Here is a 22,038-nt window from a genome sequence, read left to right on the forward strand (position 1 = left end):
ACAGATTTTATAAAATTGCATGGATATAAAACCCATAAAATTTTTCGCAAATTTATACAGATAATTTAATTAAACAAATAAAAGAAATGTAAATAGTGAAAATACTGAAAATAAAAAGTTTATATTTCTAAATAAAGAATATAAAAATATCTTCTTTTGAATATATTCTATTCTTCAGAAACAATAGCTTTATCTCTATCTGAATAAATTTTTAATGTAGATGCAATACCATATTCATTAATCATTGTCATATTTAAAATATCCTTTTGAAAAAGATTTTTAGATACAACACCATTAAATCCATTGTATGAAATATTCATTTCTTTCAAATTAGAAAGCTTTTCTAAATCAAATGGAACTTGACCATTTAGCTTATTATCAAACAAACTTAAATTTTCTAAAGACGTCAAATTTGCTATCGAAGCGTCTAAACTTCCAGTTAATTGATTGCTATTTAACTGCAAGATTTTAAGCATTTTTAAATCATACAAAGCCATCGGAATAGTTCCTGCTATTTGATTATTGTAAAGAGAAAGCACTTCCAAATTACGAAGCTCTCCAATAGAAGCCGGAATTACTCCAGATAATGAATTCATAAATAGCTCTATGCTAACTAAAGAATTTAAACTACCAATTGATACTGGAATACTACCTGTTAAATGATTGAAACTTAAATTTATAGTTCTTAATTTTTTTAAATCTCCAATGCTTTCAGGAATAGTGCCAGAAATGGAATTTTTAAATAAATTTAATTCTTTAAGATCTAGTAATTTTGAGATATCTGTTGGTATAAAACCAGACAACTTATTATCTGGTAAAGAAATTGACACAACTTTATCATTTTCAATTTGCACTCCAAACCATGTAAATGGTGATTTGTTTAAATCCCATTTAATTAACCAAGAATCTCCATTTGTTGATTGATTAAATTTTATTAGCGCTTCTTTTTCTATTGTAGAAATTTCTGCATTCATTAAAACCGGAAAAATAATGAAGAATAATAAAGTAATTTTTGATTTCATGTCATTCATATTTGAGATGCAAATTTACGTAAATATAACGTTGAAATGCAAATTTTATCGATGAAATACACTAATTCTTTATTTTTTATCTTTTTTAAATGTATTTTCTTACATATTTATTTTAAAATTGAAAAGTTAAATTTACTTCCTTCTCCAACTACGGAATGTACTGAAATTGAACCTCCTAAACTTTCGACTACTTTTTTTACCGTAGACAATCCAATTCCACTACCAACTTGATTATTTCTGTCACTTTCTCCTAATGTTTGAAAGATTTCAAAAATTTTATTATAATGCTCTTTTGCAATACCTATACCATTATCAATAACCTCAAAATGATGGTATTTAATATCTTGATAATAAATAATTTTAATATTTACTTGTTCTCTCGAATTGTATCGGATTGCATTCGAAACTAAATTCAGAATGATTTGCTGAAGAACCGACTTGTTTGAAAAAACTAAATTACTTTCAAAATCGGTTTCGATTTGTACCGATGAATCAACCGATAAAATATTCTTAACCTCTAAAATTAAAGCTTCTAAATTTACAGATTCAAAATTATCTTCAACAAGATTTATACTTTTATAAAATCCTAAAACACCATCAATGTAATTTTTTAAAGAATTTGCAGAAGAATGCAAATATTGAATATACAACTCAGAATCTGATGAAAATTTACCACTATTATCTTCTTCAATTAAGCCAGTTAAAGACATAATATTAGCAAGTGGCGATTTTAAATCGTGAGAAACCATACAAGCAAATTTTTCAAGATACTCGTTTTGAAGCTCCAGATTCTTTTTTAAGTTATTCAATACATTATTCTGATATTCATGTTCCAGCAAAACCATTAATTGTTTACCTAAAATTTTTAAAGTCTCGATTTGTTTTGCATTTATTTCTCTAGCAACTACATCAGTAATGCACAAGGTACCTATTTTAAATCCTTGATAATTAACCAATGTGTAACCAGCATAAAAGTTTAGAATACCACTTTTAACATTCGGATTATTTAAATAAATGTCGTTTTGGGAACAATCACTAACAATAGTTATTTCCTCTTCAGAGTTAATTGTATTAATACAAAAGGAGTGAATATTAGATTGGGAAACAAAATCATTATCGTAATACGCTTTAGAGCTATTCTCACCATTGCCAACAAAAACAACCATTGCGCAAGGAACTTCACAAACTTGAGCCACAAGTTTTAAGATATCATTATAATCATCACTGTGTACTTTGAATAAATTTTTATAATTCAATGAAGCAGCTTGTCGGTTGGTTTCGTAAGTTGTATCCATAACAATAGTAGTTTACTATACCATATAGATACGTAAAACAAGAAGTGGTGGATTTAAAAAAATATATTTTTATTTAGAATTGTTTAAATGGATCATAAAAACTGGTAAAACTCATATAATATTGAAAATGAAATGATAACCCATTGTAATCAATAAAAAAATAATTAAATTTGAATATCAACCAATAAAATTTAAAATCATGAACATTAATTTTTTAGCTCTAGCGCTAGCTTCGTTATCAACACTATTTGTGGGATTTATTTGGTATCATCCAAAAGTTTTTGGAACTATTTGGATGAGAGAATCGGGAACTACTGAGGAAAAAATAAACAAATCTAACATGGTTCTATTATTTGTAGCCTCATTATTTTATGCATTTTTAATTTCATTTGTAATCCAATTTCTAGTTATTCACCAAACAGGTGCCTATGCTGCAACTGTTGCTATTAAAGATGTTGATCCAAGTGTTGCAGAAAATTATTTCAAAGCTTTTGGAAAAACCTACAGAACGTTCCAACATGGAGCGTTACACGGATTTATGTCTGGATTATTCTTAGTTTTACCAGTTATCGGAACAAATGCATTATATGAAAGACGCAGTTTTAAATATGTTTTAATAAATGGCGGATTCTGGATTGTGTGTTTTACAATAATGGGAGGCATAATTTGTGCCATGAAATAAATTGCAACTTAAAAAAGGCATCTGTATTTTTCAACTCAGATGCCTTAAAATACTTCGGCTGATTACTTAGAAATCATCAAAAATTTTAAATACAAGATTGCTTTTTTTTGACCATTCCAATTTAAAAGCAGTAATTCTATTTTTCAATTAAAGAATATTTAAGAATTGTAAAACAAATAGTTTAACTAATTTTAAGTAATTTTGAAAAATATCTTCAAAAATAGTTGAAACCTACCTACTCTTTTACCATTTACAATGCTACAGATACACTTCCTAATAGTTGGAACGATCTAGCAAAAGACAATATATTTTTAAGAAAAGAATATCTTGCAATATTACAAGACTCGGCTCCCAAAAATATGATTTGTAATTTCATAGGACTATTTGAAAATACAGAGTTAGTTGGAATTGTATTATCGCAATTCTTAGATTTAAACCAACTTGAGTCATTTGGTGAACGAGACAAATGTTTAAAAAAAACATTTCGGAATTTTATTTTCAAAAAATTCGCATCGCACGTCTTACTCATTGGCAACAATATGCTAACTGGGCAAAATGCAGTTGTATTTTCTGAAAAAATAAATCACGAATTGGCGATAAAAACAATACAAACTGTAGTAGCACAATTAGAAACAAATTTTAAAAGCGTAGGCAAAAAAATTCATATAACGACTTTTAAAGACTTTGATACCACTGAAATTTCAATCTTCAAAAAATCTTATTTTCAAGATTATTATTTGTTTTCTACACAGCCCAATATGATTTTCAAAATAAAGGAAAGTTGGCTTTCTAACGAAGACTACATCAATTCTTTATCTAAAAAATATCGTGATCAATACAAGCGTGCTCGTAAAAAAGCATCTGAAATTGAAAAGCGAAAAATGCATCTAGAAGATTTAATTCTGTACGAAAATGAAATAAACAATTTGTATTACTTTGTTGCAAAAAATGCTCCTTTCAATACTTTCTTTTTAAAACAAAATCATTTTAAAATTTTTAAAGAAAAACTAAAAGACGACTTTCTTTTTTACGGCTACTTTATAGACAATCAACTTGTTGGCTTCAATACCTTGATAAAAAACGGATCCACATTAGACACTTACTTTTTAGGATACAGCGACAAAGTGCAACGTGATACCATGTTGTATTTAAACATGTTGTACGACATGATAGGTTACGCAATAAATAAAGGTTTTAAAGAAATTGTTTTTGGAAGAACTGCCTTAGAAATTAAAAGTTCGGTTGGTGCTAAACCTGAGAAAATGTATGGTTACATAAGGCACAGCACTAGTTATGTAAACAAATATATGTCTAAAATATTTCCTTATTTAGAACCCGAAACCATTTGGCAAGAGCGCAATCCTTTCAAGTAAAAGGTGCTGTTTTATACATTTTCAAACTATACAAGCTGTAAAAGCCAAGTAGCAACTCTCCAAAAACTCCAATTACAAATAGCAATGACGGTACGCCGTCAAAAAACAAACTCATCATTCGTCCAAAACCCAAACTTAGCATAAAAATAGAGTTAGAAACGGTAGCCATTTTCCAGTAATTTTGATTGTAAATTCCTAAAATCCACAACGAAGAAAAGCCTAAATACAACATCATTACCGCTTTAAAAATCGTCTTTAAGTCGGTTGAAACAACATTAAAATCAAGGAAATTATTAGGTAAAAAACCATAACCAATTCCAACAGGCATAACTATGATTGCCGATAGGGATAGATGTAAATTGGAAATTTTAAAAAAACTATTCATTACGATTTATGGAATGGCAACTTTCATTTGAGCTGGCAAAATTTTTATATTCAATTGCGTTTCTTCGCCAATATATTCACCGTCTATTTGAAAACTTACGGGTTTAGTCGTAGTAATTATGGCGCTATCGGTAGATATGATTTCGACATCTTCAGAATTCACCGGAATATTACCTGTAATTATTTTTCCGAAAACTAGTAAATCTAAATTTTTAAGAATTACAATTTCAAATTTACCGTCGTTCATAACGCCGTTAGGATTTATGGTAACTCCTGTTCCATATTTTTGAGAGTTGGCAATGACAATCATTCTTGCAACACATTCGGTAGTTTCATTATTTGCTTCTATTTTGGCAGAAAAAGGTTCTTCCAATTCCGTCAATGTAGTTATAACTTGCAAAGCATATCCCAATTTTCCTCTTGTAGAACCGTTTTCATAATTCTTAACCAACTCGGCATTTAAACCTAAATCGCTTAGGTGAAGACTTTTCTTTCCATTTATCGATATCATATCCATTTCGATAAAATGATTATGAAATGAAACCGAAAGATTCTCTTCTATAGTCGTAGGCAAGTTTAAATCAACAGACAATCCGTTGGCAGAACCAGCAGGCAAAATACCAAATATTACATCTTGCTTTTCAAGTGCTTCTCCAACCATTTTTATAGTTCCATCACCACCAGCAATCAGTATGCGTTCAGGTTTGTGAATGGAATACAGATTTTGAATTGCAGCTTCGTCACCTTCACCAGATGTTTCATACACCATAATTTCGACCTCAAATTCTTTGGCAAAAGCTAGTGTTTTGGTTAAAATTTCGCTTTTATCAACATCGCCAGATATTGGGTTTACTACTAAAATGTATTTCTTTGTTGCTGTCATGAATAGGAATTGCTAAAAAAATTGTAATTTGTGAATCTCTTTCAAATGTATAAAATATTAATGAAACCTATTCTAAAATTATATCGAGGTTATGCCAACGAGCAAGAATTAATTGTAATGGGCCATGTTTTTAAACCCACTTCTAAAGAAGATTATGATTTTCAAAGGAAGAATTTTAAAAATGCAACTTCGGTTATCAGAATGTTTCGTGTTGCAACTCAATCGAATGCCGATGTATATTTAGAACACAACGGGAAAAAAATTCATACAAAAACCTTGGATGATGGTTATTTTAAATTTTGCATTCCGTTACAAGAAAGTATTGCTTTTGGTTGGATAAAATATAGTGTAAGCATTTTTAATGGTGACGAGGAAATTAAAGAAACGGCAAGCTATATTAAACCTCATGAAGGAAATTTTGGATTTATTTCGGATATTGATGACACATTTTTGGTTTCTCATACGCGAAATCCGTTGAAGAAATTATACATTTTACTATTTAAAAATGTGTTTTCAAGAAAAGTTTATGATGATGTTGTAACCCATTATTTAGCATTGAGTTCGGCTGGAAGAACAAATAATGCAGAAGAAAATGCCTTCTTCTATGTTTCCAGTAGCGAATGGAATTTATACCGATTTATTATTCAGTTTACAGAAATCAACAAATTACCAAAAGCGGTTTTGTTGTTGAAAGATATTAAAACCAGCTTGACCGATTTATTTATTACTGGTCGTGGCGATCACAACCATAAGTTTGAAAAGATAAAACACATCTTAGAGTTTTACCCCAATTTACAATACACGCTTTTAGGCGATGATTCGCAGCACGATCCTTACTTATATGAAAACATTTGCAAAATATTTCCTGTAAATGTAAAAGCAGTTTACATAAGACAAACTGGAAGTTCCAAAAAAAATAAAGCCGAAATGGCTTTAAAAAATATTGCAACTTTGAATGTGGAAGTGTGTTACTTCAAAAACAGTTCGGAAGCAATTGCCCATTCTAAAAAAATAGGCTTGATTTTGTAGGCAGTTCTAGCCCAGAGTGCAGTGGAAATCCTTGGTTTGTAAAAACTATTTTTTGCTGGTTTTGCAGAACGACCAACGGAAGTTCCTGCAAAGCCTTGCTAAAAAAGTTTTTACAAAGCAAGATTGAAATGAAAAGCTGGAAATAGCTCCAAAAATTATAAATTATCGATTTCTTCTTGAACGATTTCCCATTCAGAAAGAAGTTTGTCTAAATCGGTTTTTTTCTTGTTGTAGGCTGTGAAAAAATTAGCGTTTTCCAAGTGCTTATCGTAGTTCGAAGCCAGTTCTTTATCGTCCTTTTGAATATCAATTTCGAGTTGTTTTATCTGACTTTCTATTTTGCTTAATCGATTTTGAAGCGATTTACTTTTCTTTTGATCTTCGTACGAAACTTTGGAATTACTAACAGGCGCTTCTTTCTTTGCCACGTCTTTTTTCTCGACTTCGCGCATATTTTCTAGATTGCGTTGTTCCAAGAAAAAGTTGATGTCGCCAAGGTATTCTTTGATTTTTTGATCTTTAAATTCGTATACTAAGTTGGACATTCCTTGTAAGAAATCTCTATCGTGTGATACTAAAAGCAACGTACCTTCATACTTTTGAAGTGCCGCTTTTAGTACGTTTTTAGATTTAATATCCAAGTGATTTGTTGGCTCATCCATCACCAATACATTGATTGGCTGCAGCAACAACTTACACAAAGCCAAACGGTTACGTTCGCCTCCAGAAAGTACCTTGACTTTTTTATCGACATCGTCTCCACGAAATAAAAACGAACCCAACATGTCACGAACTTTACTTCTATTGGTATCTGTGGCAGCATTTTCCATGGTTTGTAGAAGTGTGATTTCGCCGTCAAGATACTCAGCTTGATTTTGAGCGAAATAACCCACTTGAACGTTATGACCTAATTTGATTTCGCCTTGGTATTCGAATTCGTTTACGATTGCTTTGATAAAAGTAGATTTTCCTTGACCATTCTGACCAACAAATGCTATTTTACTTCCTCGTTCTACCAAAAGTGAAATATCTTTAAGAATGGTTTTATCACCGTAAGATTTGGTAACGTGATCGGCTTCGACCACAACTTTTCCTGGTACTTTAGAAACTGGAAATGAAATGTTCATGACTGAATTATCATCTTCATCGACTTCAATTCGTTCCACTTTATCTAATTTTTTAATCAACGATTGCGCCATTGATGCTTTCGACGCTTTGGCACGGAATTTCTCGATTAGTTTTTCGGTTTCCTCAATTTTCTTGGCTTGATTTTTTTGAGTAGCCAATTGCTTTTCACGAATTTCATGACGCAATTCAAGATATTCAGAATACGGTTTATTGAAATCGTAAGCTTTTCCAAGTGAAATTTCAATAGTTCGGTTGGTTACATTATCTAAAAACATTTTATCGTGCGAAACGATAACTACAACTCCAGGAAAATTTCTTAAAAAACTTTCCAACCAAATGATACTTTCGATATCCAAGTGATTGGTTGGCTCATCCAGAAGCAAAATATCGTTGGATTGTAAAAGTAGTTTCGCCAATTCAATACGCATTCTCCAACCTCCAGAAAAAGTTTCGGTTTGGTTATTAAAATCTTCTCTTTTAAAACCTAAACCCAGCAAGATTTTTTCCGTATCTCCAACATAATTATATCCTCCAAGTAATTCAAAGCGGTGTGTATAATCGGATAAGTCTTCAATTATTTGTGAATATTCTTCACTTTCATAATCGGTTCTTGTTACTAATTGGTGGTTTATTTGTTCTAATTTTTTTTCTACAATTTTAATTTCTGTAAAAGCTTCATAAGCCTCTTCAAGAACGGTTCTACCTTGTTCAAAATCAATATCTTGACGAAGAAAACCCATTCGAACTTCTTTTTCGGTAGCAATTTGACCAGAATCAGGTTTGAAATCGCCTGCAAGAATTTTGAGCATTGTCGATTTTCCTGCGCCATTTTTTCCGACAAGTCCTACTCTATCGCCTGAACCAAGGCGAAAAGTTACTTCTTCAAAAAGATAAGAACCACCAAAAGAAACCGATAAATTGTGAATATTTAACATTAAAATAGATTAAAAGATTGTGTTGATTTTAAGACAATATTAAATTAGATATCAGCTTTTCAATCGTAAATTTGTACAACCAAAATAATGGTAAAACAAATTTTTTGCAAATGTTAAAAAAAGGATTCAAATTATATAGTATTTTAACAGGAACTTGTCCTAAATGTCATGAAGAAAGCATGTATGTGGATAAAAACCCATATAATGTCGGAAATTTATACAAGATGCATGAACATTGTGGTCACTGCGGGTTAAAATATCAGGTCGAGCCTTCGTTTTTTTATGGCGCAATGTATGTTAGTTACGGATTAACAGTTCTAATAGGAATCTTAGTATTCTTGATACTAAATACTTTTATTGTTTTAAATGCAAATAAATCACTTCTAGCTATAATTATTGGGATTGTGGTGTTGATGCCAATTACCGCAAGACTAGCTCGAAACATATACATAAACATGTTTATTTCCTTTGACAAGAATTGGAAAAACCATAAGAAAGAAAACTAAAATTGTTCTTTAGATTTCAAATTCTTTATTCTTTTGATGTCAACATGAATATCCAAAGGAATTTTATGCTCAATCAAATTAAATAAGTCTTTGGCCATTGCTGGCGCTAACATAACACCTCTAGTTCCAAGTCCATTAAGCACATGAAGCGTATTAAAATCAGGATGTGTACCAACTAATGGTTTTCTGTCTTTAACCGTTGGTCTAACTCCAGCACGATGTTCGATAACTTCAAAATCACAAGTAACCAATTCTCTTAAATCCTTTAGCAATTCATTTTTTGCCTCTTCTGTAGGATCATTGGTTTTATCAGACCAATTGTACGTAGCGCCAACTTTATACAAATAATTACCAAGTGGAACAACGAAAATAGACGATTTCATGATTACATCTAAATCCAGATTAGCCGCTTTTATGATAAGTAATTCGCCTTTAGTTCCATCAAGAGGTAAATCGCAAAAAAACGGATTTAAACGCATACCAAAGCCTTCTGCAAAAATGATATGCCTTGCTTTTATATTTTTGTATTCAACACTATCGGTATTGAAAATAATTTTACTGTGATCAAAATTATCTTCTAAATAAAAGTTACGTTTTTTCAAATAATTTACATATTCTTTAACAAGCAAATGGGTATCAACATAACCAGAAAATAGTACTTCTCCAAAAGCATACTTTGAAGGAATAGAGTTAAATTTTTTAGTGACTAACGTACTAGATAAAAATTCAGAGAGATTGGGTTTGTCTGATGCAATAAACCAATTGTTTTGCTCTTCCACTGAAAAGAGTTTTCTTAATAATGGTAATTTATAGTCTAACTTACAATTCAATTTGATTTCTAGTTTGGAATAAAAATCATTTCCCAAATGTAATTGTTCTTTTGCTTTCCAAACAGAACTAAATCTTTTCAAGATAACAGGATTATATAAACCTCCAGCAATTTTTGAGGAATTTTGAGATTGATTATTGATTACAATAAATGATTTGTTATTTTCACAAGCATTTTCTGCAAATGCGATACCAGCCAATCCACAACCAACAATAATATAATCAAGCATAAGAATAGTATAAATTGTAAAAGTACATTATGAAAACAAAAAACTCTTACCTTTCAGTAAGAGTTTTTTAAAATATTTTATATGAAATTAATAGTTCCACATATCTTGTTCGAAATCACGAATTTTATCTTTAATTTTTTCAGATTCTAACAATTGTAATTGAGCATTTTCTTTCATGTAATCTTCAACTTGTCTATCACCATAAACATTGTCTTCTTTATAAATCTCACCACTGAATCGACGAGAATTTAATAGATGATCAAAAGTAATTGGCATAGCAGAGTTTTTAGGATTAAAAGCCTTTGCTTCATGAAGTACATCTCTTATTGCTGGGAAATAAACCCAAAACAACTCGATAACGTCAGGATTATCAGCTCCAATTTCTCTAGCTTCAGGAGCAACTGGACAAAGAGCAAGCAAACGATACTTCAATTCACTCTGACGGTTATCAAAATACCAATAACCTTTGATTTTAAAACCAGAAATATCTCTTGCAGTAAGCTCTCTTTCATCGATGTATTGAGGATCAAGAACTTTAGCAGGCGGAGTTGTAGTTTCAGTCACCCATTTACCATTAACTTTTTTTCTAGAAGTTACAGGTTGTGGATAATACAAATCTCTAAAATTATTAATCTCTTCACGACCTCCATCTGTAGTATCCCTAAATTTAAAAGAAGACTGCATATCGCTTAAAGATTTTTTAGTATTGAAATAATCATCAGCATATACTTCTGTAATCTTTCCACTCTTAATACCATTTAGTAAAACAGTAAATAAAGATCTTCTCTCCTTTCCTATACTAGCCGTATCAACAGGAAAATATAAAGGAAAGTTGATTCTTTCATCCAAATCAATAATTTCCCAAGTAGTTCTTGCCATTAAAACATCTCTATCATGAACATATCCATAAGGAAGCGGTTTATCATTGTCAGATTCTTGCTGTGCAGCTGTTTTCTTTCCTATATCGGCTGGAGTTTTCGCATTTAGCAAATTTGACTGTGCGAAAGTCGAGGTAACTCCTATTGAACAGAAAACTACAAATAAAAGGTTTTTAAATTTCATGATATAAATTCTAAATTATTGAAAGAAAATATTTTTTAACAATAACGCAATTACTTAATTTTTATTATAATATTTCATAAATTACTGGTGCAGTCTTAGGAAGTAAAATTGTTGAACCTTGTACAACAGTTTTAATATCAGAAATAGTAATTTGATCTCCTCTAGTAGCTTTTGCCATTGCGGCATTACAACGAGCATCAACTCTATCACCATTAACAATAACAGCAGCTTGACCAGTAACTTTAAATGTAAATTGTGTAACTCTTAGATTTAAATCAAAATCAAAATCTAGTAATTTAGCACTAACTTGAGAAACACCTAAACGAGACTTAGCACCTTTTAAAGAACCTGTTTCTCCACCAATTGCACCAAACGGAGCTGGTATATTTTTAATTCTAAAAACTTTTTTATCGCTAACAGTGCCGCTTGGTAATTTTGCATTTACATTAACAATAACTTCCGTACCGCCACCAGGCGACAAATTGTATTTTCCATTTCCAGAACCTTTAGTTAATCCTGTTGCACTTGCAGTAACATTGTTGTCTGCAACTCCAGCGAATGTAATAGTCATAGGATTCACAACACCACGGTAAACAACATTCATCTTATCAGCAGAAATTGTTGCTGAATTTGGCTTAGGAACAACTACATATTTACCTTCAAATGGAAGTGGAACAGTTTTTCCATCTTCTAAGAAAGAAAATTGACCTTTTATGGTTTGCTCACCAATTGACCCAGCAGTCATAGAAATCACCGCTTGACCATTTTCTATTTTCCCAGGACCTTGAAAAGCAGTCGGAACTGTATTCTCATCATAACGACCTAATACAACTTTACCTGTTACTTTTTCTCCTTGAAAATAAGCGTTTTTATCAAGTACTACTAATGCCGTATAATTTTTCATAGAAGAAGCATCAACTGCAGCTTTTCCTAACAAAATATTGTAACTATCAAACTCAGCTTTTTGAACATCATTTTGCCAAGCTGTAAGTTTAGCTAAAGATGCAATAGCAGGGAAATGTTCAAAATGATAGTTTAAATATTTTTTTGTCACACCTTCTCTATCTTTTACGTCAGCTGTGTTAAATTTAGATTCAATTTCTTTAACAACTGAAGATAATTTTTTATTATTACCAACGGCAGCTTTCATATCTGCAACATATTTATTCATTGCATCAACAATTGCTTTACCTTTAGCTGAATAGTTATCACCTGAAAACCAAGTTTCGTCTATGTGTGGGCCTTTATCCATTGCCTCGTATGGAAGCTTCCCATCCTCTTCTAGCTCAACACCATTAGTAGCATCTGCTTTTAGGGTACCAATGTAGTCATAGAATGACTTGGAAATACCAGCAATTTTTTGGGAAACATTTTTCGCCTCGCCAAAAGTGGCAGGACTATCATTTCCTTTTGAAATAATGGTGGATAATAAAGACCTATTATTTTCAATTGAAGCCTTATTAGCAGACTCAAATTTTTCATTCATTAATCCAAAAGCCGATAATACTTCTTTGGACATATTCAAAGCTAACATTGCGATAAAAACCAAATACATCAGGTTAATCATCTTCTGTCTAGGGGTTAATTTTCCTCCTGCCATTTTTTCTAATTAGTTTAGTTTAAAATTGTTTAATATAAATTTAGTTTAAAACTAATTATTATCCTTTGTTACTCATAGCAGAAAGCATTCCACCATAAACGTTGTTTAATGTAGAAAGGTTTGAAGTCAAAGACTGCATTTGATCTTTTAATTTCAAATTATTTTCTGCAACTTCATTGTTAATTTGAGCGTTTTTCTCAGCACTTTGTACTTGAACTGCATACAAACCATTAAGAGTTTCTAAATTAGAAGCTGCTTTAGTCATTTCCTCAGCATATTTTTTCTGTCCAGCCATTGCATCAACAGTTGGCGAAATACTTTTAGCAGCACCTTCAAAATTCTTGATACTGTTACCTAAACTTGCCATTAATTCTCCATCAATTTTAGCTTCTTTCAGCATATTATCCAATTTTTGAGATAATAATCCTTGTGCATCTTTAGGATCTTCACCTTTTATAGTTTTTGCTTTAGCCTCTCCTCCAGCTAATTCTGGATATACTAAAGACCAATCTAATTCTTTGTCAACTGGATCAAAAGCAGATAAACCAAAAATCAAAGCTTCAGTAACAAGACCAATAATTAATAAAGGTCCAGCTCCAGGGTAATGTTGAATTTTAAATAGAGCTCCGATAATTACAACTGCTGCTCCCATTCCGTAAGCAAAGTTCATTGCTTTTTTACTTAATAATGCCATAATAATAGTTAATTTTAGTTAGTTAAGTTTTAATATAAATAGTTAGTTAATATTCGGTTTTTATAATTTTACAGGTTTTTTAGAATTTCCTGTTGTTTGTGTTCCCATGTAATCTTGAACTGTTCTGAAACCAATATAACTTCTTGCAGTATCTTGGTATTCAAAATTTCTTGTTCCTACTTGTAAATAATAGGATACATCTTTCCATGATCCACCTCGAACAGCTTTACGTTTGTTAGTAGCATCAGCAACATTTGGATTCATTGTTGAAACATATTCATAAGATGCAGCATCATAAGAAGAATCAGTCCATTCAGCAACGTTTCCAGCCATGTTATATAAATTATAACCATTTGGCTCATAAGACTTAGCCTCTACAGTATATAATGCTTGATCGGCAGCATAATCTCCTCTATTAGGTTTAAAGTTTGCCATAAAACAACCTCTATCATTCTTAGTGTAAGGACCACCCCATGGAAATGTTCCAGATTCAATACCACCTCTAGCAGCATATTCCCACTCAGCTTCTGTAGGAAGACGGAAAGAGTTTATTAAATCTCTACCTTTTTTCTTTTTAACATAAATGTTTTTATTTAATGTTCTCCAAGCACAAAATGCTTTTGCTTGCTTCCAGTTCACCCCAACAACAGGATAATCTCCGTAAGCTTGGTGCCAAAAATAATCATTGTGCATTGGCTCGTTATATGAATAAGCAAAATCTTTAATCCACGCTGTTGTATCAGGATATACAGGAGTGTTTTCTGTTTTGATAAACTTACTTCTCTTACCTACCTTAGCTTTAGCTGCAGCTTGAATATCCATCCAAGAGTAGTGAAATTGCAATTTATTTACATCAATTGTTCTTAATCCATTGTATGATTCTGCAACAGGTAAGTACATGGTATCCATTACTTCTGTGTAAAATTCATCTGGATATTTTTTGGTATCGGTAATTAGTTTCACTTTTCTATTTAGCCTTCTACCAGCATATTGATCATCTTCCGTACCAACACTATAGTAATTTTCATACATATATTTGTCGTATGGAGTCATTTTAGATTCGTCGGTATTTGCAAACGCAAACGCACCGATGCTTCCACCATTTTTTCCAGTTTTACCTGTAGCAGCTGTGATACCTTGTTCATCAGCAAGTATCGCTAATCGAACTCTAATGATAGAATCTTTAACCCAATCAACAAATTGACGGTACTCACTATTTGTAATTTCAGTTTCGTCCATGTAAAATGAACGCACTGTTACTGTCTTTGTTGGTGCATCTTGTACATTGGCTAAATCATCATCAGATTTACCCATTATAAATGCTCCACCTGGAACTAAAGTCATTCCGTATGGTTTTTCTGGATGCCATTTTTTACCTTTTACTCCGACTAATTCGCCTTTATCTCCGGACTTACCGCAGCTAACTAAAAGAGTTAAAACAGATGCAAATGCAATGAACTTCTTCATATAAATTTGGGTTAATTGTGTACTAATTTTTAAAGGGCGTAAACCTATCTATTTTTTTTGAAAAAAACAATTAAATGCTTCTAATTTTTTTTTTCAATAACCAAAAATAAGTCAATATTTTTAATCTTAAAAATATTTTATCGACAAAATGCATATTTTAACGATAAAATGTTCTAATAAATTGTTATTGTAATTTAAATACTACAAATATTTGCAAAAGTTAAAGTTAATGTACTGTTAAATTACAAAATACTTTTTCGTTGTGCTTTCCACCATCTTTCAGGCAATTCTTGATTAATTGCAGCGAGATAATCTTCATGCGAACATGGTAATAACGTATGTTTTTTTAATTTATTATTAACATTTGAAAAAAATGGAATTTCTATCCACCAACGATCTGTTTTATCACTCTTAAAAAATACTATTTCCTCGTCATCAAACGGAACAATATATTTTAAATAATTTTTATTAGTTCCAAAAGGATATTCGTTTGATCTAAAATGAATACCTTCTATAAAATACCAAATTATTTGAGCAATTAAGTTCGATTCTCTTGAACTTGATCCATGATTGAAAATTCCAAACATTGAAACTTTATCACTTATTCCAGAATATCGTGCCAGTGAACAAATCTCTTTTCCATTAAATCCGTTCGGAACAAATATATCGAAATTTCCTGAATCAGAAGACTTTATAGATGTTAAATCTACACTTACAAGGTCGGCATCTCGAAAAACCGGCTCCGAAATCGATATATTACTAGATACTTCTCCAAGGCGAAATGCATCAAAAAATAATTTTTCGATTAAATCAATTTCTTCTTGTGAGTTATAATAGGTTTGATAACCAATATTACTGTAATTAAAAAGGTTATTAGGTTCTTCAACAATAATTTTAGAAAGATAGGATTCTGATGATAGCGCTCCATCTTCTTTACCAAAATCAAACTTTGAATCTATTGCAACTAAATTCACCATTTGTTCTAGCGAATCGTAAGCACGATAAAGTGCATAGGTTAAATCTTGAGAACCACCAATAACAACAGGTATTATTTTTTTCTTAATTAATGAAGAAGTTACTTTCTGTAAAGCAAAATAAGTATCTTCAATTGAATTTCCTTGTAAAATATCACCTAAATCAGCTATGATGTGCTGCCAGTTTCCAGGAAAGAGTGAATACAATTCTTTTCTAATTGGCGCTAAATCAACGGTAGAAGATAGTGCAAAACTAGTACCTCTATTTTCTAAAACTCCAATAATAGCAATTTTAACCTTATCTAAATCTGGAAAATCATCATCTGTATGAAACACAACTTTACTTGACAACTGCTGAGAGGAACCGTTTTTAATTTCAATCAGCAAATTAGTATCAATTGGTTTTAAAAAGTCGAATTCCATGTATTATTTCTTTTTTGTAGTTGCTTTTTTGGCAGCAGGTTTTTTTGCCGGTGCTTTTTTAGTTGCCGCTTTCTTCGCTGGAGCTTTCTTTTCAATCATTTCTTGAACTTCGGCTAATGTTAATTTCGTCGCATCAACATCTTTACTCAATTCAATTTTGATTTTACCTTTGGTGATTTCACTTCTACCCCAACGTGCTTTTTGAACCAAAATTCCTTCAGCTTCCCAATTGTGGATGACTTTATCAATATTTTTTTGCAGTTTGTCTTCAATTAATTCTTCAATATCGTTTTGAGACAAATTATCAAAATTATATTTTTTAGATACATTAATGAAAATTCCGTTCCATTTGATGAACGGTCCAAATCGTCCAGTTCCTTTTTGAACACCTTCACCTTTGTAAACGGCAATAGGAGCATCAGCTTGTGCTTTTTCATCAATTAAAACTTTGGCTCTTTCTAAGTCGACATCTAACGGTTCTTCACCTTTTGGAAGCGACACGAACGTAGCTCCAAATCTAATAAATGGTCCATAACGCCCAAGACTTACCTCAACTTCTTCACCTTTATAAGTTCCTAAAGCTTTTGGAAGTAAAAACAAATTTAATGCTTCTTCCAAAGTTATGGTACCAATATTTTGTTCCGGACGCAAGCTAGCAAACTTTTTTTCTTCGTCTTCGCTATCACCAATTTGCGCCATCGCGCCGAATTTACCTAAACGAACCAAAACCGTCTTACCAGATTCTGGATGTTTTCCTAAAATACGTTCTCCACTTTCTCTATCAGCATTCGCTTCAACGTCTTTTACATTTGGATGGAATTTATCGTAAAACTCCTGCATCATTATCGTCCAATTGATGTTTCCTTCTGCAATTTCATCAAAATCTTGTTCCACTTTAGCAGTGAAATTATAATCTAAAATCGCATCAAAATTCTTAACCAAGAAATCGGTTACGATATTACCGATGTCAGTTGGAACTAATTTCCCTTTATCCGATCCTGTGTTTTCTTTTAAAATAGTATCCGAAACTTTACCTGCTTGTAATGTCAATTGCGTATATTTTCGTTCCTGACCTTCCAAAGTTCCTTTTTCTACATAACTTCTGTTGATAATTGTAGAAATAGTTGGCGCATAGGTTGATGGACGACCAATTCCTAATTCTTCCAATTTTTTCACCAAAGCAGCTTCGGTATAACGACTAGGTGGACGCGAATATCTTTCGGTTGCCGTGATGTAATTGTTAATCAGTTTTTCATTGACTTTCATTGCTGGCAACATGCCTTCTTGCTCGTCTTCGTCATCATCGTTTCCTTCTAAATACACTTTAAGGAAACCTTCAAATTTGATAACTTCTCCAGATGCTGTAAAAACTTCTTGATGATTATTAGCTTCGATTTTTACGTTTGTTCTTTCCAATTCGGCATCAGCCATTTGAGAAGCCAAGGTTCTTTTCCAAATTAAATCGTACAATCTTGCCTGATCTCTATCAATATTTACAGTGTGACGCGACATGTCTGTTGGACGAATCGCCTCGTGAGCTTCTTGTGCGCCTTTACTTTTGTTGGTAAATGTTCTTGGCTTAGAATATTCCTTTCCGTAAGAATGAATGATTTCTGCTTGCGCTGCATCCATGGCATCCTTCGAAAGATTAACAGAATCCGTTCTCATATAAGTAATCAATCCGGCTTCGTATAAACGCTGCGCCAATTGCATGGTAATTCCTACTGGAAGATACAATTTACGTGCTGCTTCTTGTTGTAAAGTTGACGTTGTAAATGGTCCAGCAGGCATTTTTTTGGTAGGTTTAGTTTCTAAATCGGCTACCTTATAATTAGAACCTATATTTTTGGCTAAAAAATCTTCGGCTTCTTTTTTTGTATTAAAATTCTTTGGTAATTTGGCTTTAAAAGCTCTTCCTGCTTCATTCACAAACTCAGCAACAACCGAATAACTTGCGACTGCTTTAAAATTTTGAATTTCGCGTTCGCGTTCAACAATTAATCGTACTGAAACCGATTGAACTCGACCTGCAGAAAGTCCGCCTTTGATTTTTCTCCATAAAACTGGCGACAATTCGTAACCAACCAATCTATCTAAAACTCTTCTTGCTTGTTGTGCATTAACCAAATTGTAATCTATTTCTCTCGGATTTTCTATTGCTTTTAGAATGGCAGTTTTGGTGATTTCGTGAAAAACAATTCGTTTAGTTTTGTTTTTATCTAAATTTAATTCTTCTGATAAATGCCAAGAAATAGCTTCTCCTTCGCGATCCTCATCGGAAGCCAACCAAACCATATCGGCTTTTTTCGCTAGTCCTTTAAGTTTGGTAACCAATGCTTTTTTATCGGCTGAAACTTCGTATTTAGGCTTGAATCCGTTTTCGACATCTACTCCTATTTCTTTGGAAGGCAAGTCGGCAATATGACCATAACTCGATTCTACTTGGTAGTCTGCGCCAAGAAATTTCTCGATGGTTTTTGCTTTTGCTGGTGACTCTACTATTACTAAATTCTTTGCCATTTACTTTTTTGTTTGTGTGGCAAAAGTAGAAGTTTTTTTTAAATATATAAGAACAGATGCAATTTTTGGAAATAGAATTCATTTGAAAATTAAATTTATGTAAACAAATTTGTTTACATTTGTACTAATGAAATCGAAACTTGACATATTAAAAGGAGTTCATCCTGGAAAAATAATTGAACGTGAATTGCTGAAAAGAAACATCAGCAAAAGACAATTTGCGCTATCTATTGATGAATATCCGCAAACTTTGGGTTCAATTATAAAAGGTAGTCGAAATATGAATGTGGATTTGTCTTTAAAAATTGAAGATAAGTTAGGATTTGAAGAAGGTTTTTTAATGACTTTACAGGTTTTTTACGATATTAAGCAAGCTAAGAAAGATGAAAATTACAAACCTGATTTAAGCAAATTTAGAAAAGGTATTTTTTGGGACACAACTTATGAAAAAATTGATTGGCGATTGATGAAGAAATCTATAATTCAAAGAGTATTTTCATACGGAAACGAAATAGAAGAGAAAGAAATTAGGAATTTTTACGGATCAAATGAAGTAGATAAAATTTTATCAATTATAAAATTACGATGAAAGAATTGTATTGGAACACTGTAAAACCGTTGCTCAAAGATATTTTGGGAGAAATTATAGCCGAAGATATTTTCACGCCTTTTAGATTAGTAGGCGGAACTTCCTTGAGTTTGCAAATTGGTCACAGAATGTCTGTTGATATTGCTTTATTTACAGATAATGAATATGGTTCAATTGATTACGTTGCAATAAAAGATTTTTTAGAAAACAAATATTCCTATTGTAGTTCACGAAACTTAGACAACGTTAGTTTTGGAACTTATTTTGAAGTTGGAAATTCTAAAGATGATTTTGTCAAAATAGATTTATACTACACCGATGAGTTTATTGAAAATCCAATTGTTATTGAAAACATAAGAATGGCAACTGCTAATGAAATAATTGCCATGAAACTTGATGTAGTATTGCGTGGCGGAAGAAAAAAAGATTTTTGGGATTTGCATTATTACCTTGACAAAATGAGTCTTGATGAAATGATAGATTTATTCAAAAAACGTTATCCCTATAATGATGATTTTACTAAAATTAAAAAACAATTGGTGAATTTTGATTTAGCCGACACCGATTTTGAACCTATTTGCTTATTAGGAAAAACCTGGGAAATAATAAAATTGGATTTTTATGAATATATTGGTAAGTAGCAGATTACCCTAGCCCAGATTAAAGTGTAAAGCCCGGAGCAAAAAAAGTAAAAGTTTCTTGTTTTAAAAAAGCGACCAACGGAAGCTCTTTTTAAGACTTTAGAAACTTTATTTTTTTTGTGAGGACTTGCAACGTAAAGCTGGAATAGCTTCTAATAAAAAAAAGTTAAAACAAAACTGCCATCTTGTCAGATTTTATAATTTAGTATTATCTTTGTAGTCCTGATTTCGAAGTTTCGGAATGACAATAATAAAGTATGGAAAAGGAAATTGATGAACAATTACAAGGACAAAGTCTAGTTCTTGATACTAAAGTAGAAAATACAAAGAAACTTTATATAGAAAGTTATGGTTGCGCTATGAATTTTTCGGATAGCGAAATTGTGGCTTCCATTTTGTCTAATAATGGTTACAATACTACGCAGGTTTTGGAGGAAGCCGATTTGGTTTTGGTAAACACCTGTTCTATTCGTGATAAAGCAGAGCAAACTATCAGAAAACGTTTGGAGAAATACAATGCTGTAAAAAGAACCAATCCGTCAATGAAAGTTGGGGTTTTGGGTTGTATGGCAGAACGTTTGAAAGAGAAATTTCTTGACGAAGAGAAAATTGTAGACATGGTTGTTGGACCTGATGCTTACAAGGATTTACCCAATTTACTTGCCGAAGTGGAAGAAGGTCGCGATGCTATAAACGTAATTTTAAGTAAAGAAGAAACCTACGGAGATATTTCGCCAGTGCGCTTGATGAGTAACGGAATTACAGCTTTGGTTTCTATCACTCGCGGTTGTGATAATATGTGTACGTTTTGTGTTGTGCCTTTTACTCGTGGTCGTGAAAGAAGTCGTGAGCCACAAAGTATTATGAGTGAAATTCAAGATTTGTGGGACAAAGGTTTTAAGGAAATTACGCTTTTGGGTCAGAATGTTGACAGTTACCTTTGGTATGGTGGCGGATTGAAAAAGGATTTTGTAAATGCTAGTGAAATGCAAAAGGCGACTTCGGTAGATTTTGATAATTTACTTGAAATGGTTGCTGTTGGCTTTCCTAAAATGAGAATCCGTTTTTCTACTTCAAATCCTCAAGATATGCACGAAAGTGTGTTGCATGTTATTGCGAAATACCCTAATATTTGTAAGCACATTCACTTGCCGGTTCAATCTGGAAGTAACAGAATTTTGAAGGAAATGAATCGTTTGCATACGCGTGAAGAATACATGACGCTGATTGATAAGATTAAAACCATAATCCCAGAAAGTTCAATTTCGCAAGACATGATTGCTGGTTTCCCGACAGAAACAGAAGAAGATCATCAAGATACATTATCGTTAATGGAATATGTGAAATATAGTTTTGGATATATGTACTCGTATTCTGAACGACCAGGAACATTGGCTGGAAGAAAAATGGAAGACGACGTTCCAGAAGAAACCAAAGCCAGACGTTTGCAAGAAATTGTAGATTTACAACAAAAGCATGCTTGGCAACGAAGCGAAGAATTTATTGGTAAAACGGTTGAAGTTTTAATCGAAAAATTATCTAAAAAATCGAAAGAAGAGTTTTCAGGAAGAAACTCACAAAGCATAACGGTAGTTTTCCCTAAAGAGAATTATAAAATTGGTGATTTTGTAAATGTGAAAATTGAAAGTTGCACTAGTGGTACGTTGAAAGGTGTTGCTGTTGGGTATTCTGAGATGAATTAAAAAACTAGCCGCAGATTCACAGATTTATTAAGCAAAAAAATCTGTGGATCTGTGGCAATAA

The 22,038-nt window shown here is 32.0% G+C and carries 19 protein-coding genes; 7 read left to right on the plus strand and 12 right to left on the minus strand.

The window, feature by feature from the left end:
• Positions 1-167 precede the first annotated feature (167 nt).
• Positions 168-1,022: a leucine-rich repeat domain-containing protein gene (locus ACZ098_RS12595; protein ID WP_487312107.1), complete on the minus strand. Its 855-nt coding sequence runs from the start codon at positions 1,020-1,022 to the stop codon at positions 168-170.
• 116 nt (positions 1,023-1,138) lie between these two features.
• The gene (locus ACZ098_RS12600; RefSeq protein ID WP_487312108.1) at positions 1,139-2,326 is read right to left on the minus strand and encodes a sensor histidine kinase; all 1,188 of its coding nucleotides are present in this window, start codon (positions 2,324-2,326) and stop codon (positions 1,139-1,141) included.
• Between the two features lie 199 nt (positions 2,327-2,525).
• Here ACZ098_RS12600 and ACZ098_RS12605 point away from each other — a divergent pair, with 199 nt between their 5' ends.
• The gene (locus ACZ098_RS12605; RefSeq protein WP_487312109.1) at positions 2,526-3,008 is read left to right on the plus strand and encodes a DUF1761 domain-containing protein; all 483 of its coding nucleotides are present in this window, start codon (positions 2,526-2,528) and stop codon (positions 3,006-3,008) included.
• A 224-nt stretch (positions 3,009-3,232) separates the two neighbouring features.
• Positions 3,233-4,381, plus strand: a complete 1,149-nt coding sequence (locus tag ACZ098_RS12610) for an 8-amino-7-oxononanoate synthase (protein WP_487312110.1) — start codon at positions 3,233-3,235, stop codon at positions 4,379-4,381.
• Here ACZ098_RS12610 and ACZ098_RS12615 read toward each other — a convergent pair.
• Together ACZ098_RS12615 and ACZ098_RS12620 are read right to left on the minus strand one after the other, a co-directional pair.
• On the minus strand, positions 4,374-4,766 hold the full coding sequence (locus ACZ098_RS12615; protein ID WP_487312111.1) for a DUF4345 domain-containing protein: 393 nt from the start codon (positions 4,764-4,766) through the stop codon (positions 4,374-4,376). The genes ACZ098_RS12610 and ACZ098_RS12615 overlap by 8 nt on opposite strands.
• 6 nt (positions 4,767-4,772) lie before the next feature.
• Positions 4,773-5,648 carry a diacylglycerol/lipid kinase family protein gene (locus ACZ098_RS12620; protein ID WP_487312112.1) on the minus strand — a complete coding sequence of 292 codons (876 nt, stop codon included), beginning with the start codon at positions 5,646-5,648 and terminating at the stop codon, positions 4,773-4,775.
• A gap of 60 nt (positions 5,649-5,708) precedes the next feature.
• Between ACZ098_RS12620 and ACZ098_RS12625 the strand changes: the two genes are divergently transcribed.
• The gene (locus ACZ098_RS12625; protein WP_487312337.1) at positions 5,709-6,677 is read left to right on the plus strand and encodes an App1 family protein phosphatidate phosphatase; all 969 of its coding nucleotides are present in this window, start codon (positions 5,709-5,711) and stop codon (positions 6,675-6,677) included.
• A 155-nt stretch (positions 6,678-6,832) separates the two neighbouring features.
• Here the strand turns inward: ACZ098_RS12625 and ACZ098_RS12630 are convergent, their stop codons facing one another.
• A complete protein-coding gene (locus ACZ098_RS12630) occupies positions 6,833-8,740 on the minus strand; it encodes an ABC-F family ATP-binding cassette domain-containing protein (protein WP_487312113.1) in 1,908 nt (635 codons plus the stop codon).
• A 110-nt stretch (positions 8,741-8,850) separates the two neighbouring features.
• Here ACZ098_RS12630 and ACZ098_RS12635 point away from each other — a divergent pair, with 110 nt between their 5' ends.
• The gene (locus ACZ098_RS12635) at positions 8,851-9,246 is read left to right on the plus strand and encodes a DUF983 domain-containing protein (protein WP_487312114.1); all 396 of its coding nucleotides are present in this window, start codon (positions 8,851-8,853) and stop codon (positions 9,244-9,246) included.
• Here ACZ098_RS12635 and ACZ098_RS12640 read toward each other — a convergent pair.
• The 7 genes from ACZ098_RS12640 to topA form a co-directional block, all read right to left on the minus strand.
• Positions 9,243-10,304 carry an NAD(P)/FAD-dependent oxidoreductase gene (locus tag ACZ098_RS12640; protein ID WP_487312115.1) on the minus strand — a complete coding sequence of 354 codons (1,062 nt, stop codon included), beginning with the start codon at positions 10,302-10,304 and terminating at the stop codon, positions 9,243-9,245. The two genes, ACZ098_RS12635 and ACZ098_RS12640, sit on opposite strands and share 4 nt — an antisense overlap.
• Positions 10,305-10,391: 87 nt before the next feature.
• The gene (gene porN, locus ACZ098_RS12645) at positions 10,392-11,366 is read right to left on the minus strand and encodes a type IX secretion system ring subunit PorN/GldN (RefSeq protein ID WP_487312116.1); all 975 of its coding nucleotides are present in this window, start codon (positions 11,364-11,366) and stop codon (positions 10,392-10,394) included.
• 64 nt (positions 11,367-11,430) lie between these two features.
• A complete protein-coding gene (gene porM, locus ACZ098_RS12650; RefSeq protein ID WP_487312117.1) occupies positions 11,431-12,966 on the minus strand; it encodes a type IX secretion system motor protein PorM/GldM in 1,536 nt (511 codons plus the stop codon).
• Between the two features lie 58 nt (positions 12,967-13,024).
• Positions 13,025-13,660, minus strand: a complete 636-nt coding sequence (gene porL / locus ACZ098_RS12655; protein WP_487312118.1) for a type IX secretion system motor protein PorL/GldL — start codon at positions 13,658-13,660, stop codon at positions 13,025-13,027.
• A gap of 60 nt (positions 13,661-13,720) precedes the next feature.
• Positions 13,721-15,127: a T9SS ring complex lipoprotein PorK/GldK gene (gene porK / locus ACZ098_RS12660; protein ID WP_487312119.1), complete on the minus strand. Its 1,407-nt coding sequence runs from the start codon at positions 15,125-15,127 to the stop codon at positions 13,721-13,723.
• Positions 15,128-15,369: 242 nt separating this feature from the next.
• Complete coding sequence (locus ACZ098_RS12665) at positions 15,370-16,524, minus strand: formimidoylglutamase (RefSeq protein WP_487312120.1); 1,155 nt, start codon at positions 16,522-16,524, stop codon at positions 15,370-15,372.
• A gap of 3 nt (positions 16,525-16,527) precedes the next feature.
• Positions 16,528-19,044: a type I DNA topoisomerase gene (gene topA / locus ACZ098_RS12670; RefSeq protein ID WP_487312121.1), complete on the minus strand. Its 2,517-nt coding sequence runs from the start codon at positions 19,042-19,044 to the stop codon at positions 16,528-16,530.
• Positions 19,045-19,171: 127 nt separating this feature from the next.
• Here topA and ACZ098_RS12675 point away from each other — a divergent pair, with 127 nt between their 5' ends.
• From ACZ098_RS12675 to miaB, 3 genes are all read left to right on the plus strand, one after another.
• On the plus strand, positions 19,172-19,633 hold the full coding sequence (locus ACZ098_RS12675) for a helix-turn-helix transcriptional regulator (RefSeq protein WP_487312122.1): 462 nt from the start codon (positions 19,172-19,174) through the stop codon (positions 19,631-19,633).
• The gene (locus ACZ098_RS12680) at positions 19,630-20,274 is read left to right on the plus strand and encodes a nucleotidyl transferase AbiEii/AbiGii toxin family protein (protein WP_487312123.1); all 645 of its coding nucleotides are present in this window, start codon (positions 19,630-19,632) and stop codon (positions 20,272-20,274) included. Before ACZ098_RS12675 ends, ACZ098_RS12680 begins: the two co-directional genes overlap by 4 nt.
• A gap of 257 nt (positions 20,275-20,531) precedes the next feature.
• On the plus strand, positions 20,532-21,977 hold the full coding sequence (gene miaB / locus ACZ098_RS12685) for a tRNA (N6-isopentenyl adenosine(37)-C2)-methylthiotransferase MiaB (protein ID WP_487312124.1): 1,446 nt from the start codon (positions 20,532-20,534) through the stop codon (positions 21,975-21,977).
• Positions 21,978-22,038 lie beyond the last annotated feature (61 nt).

The sequence above is a fragment of the Flavobacterium sp. SP2 genome (genome assembly GCF_057626655.1).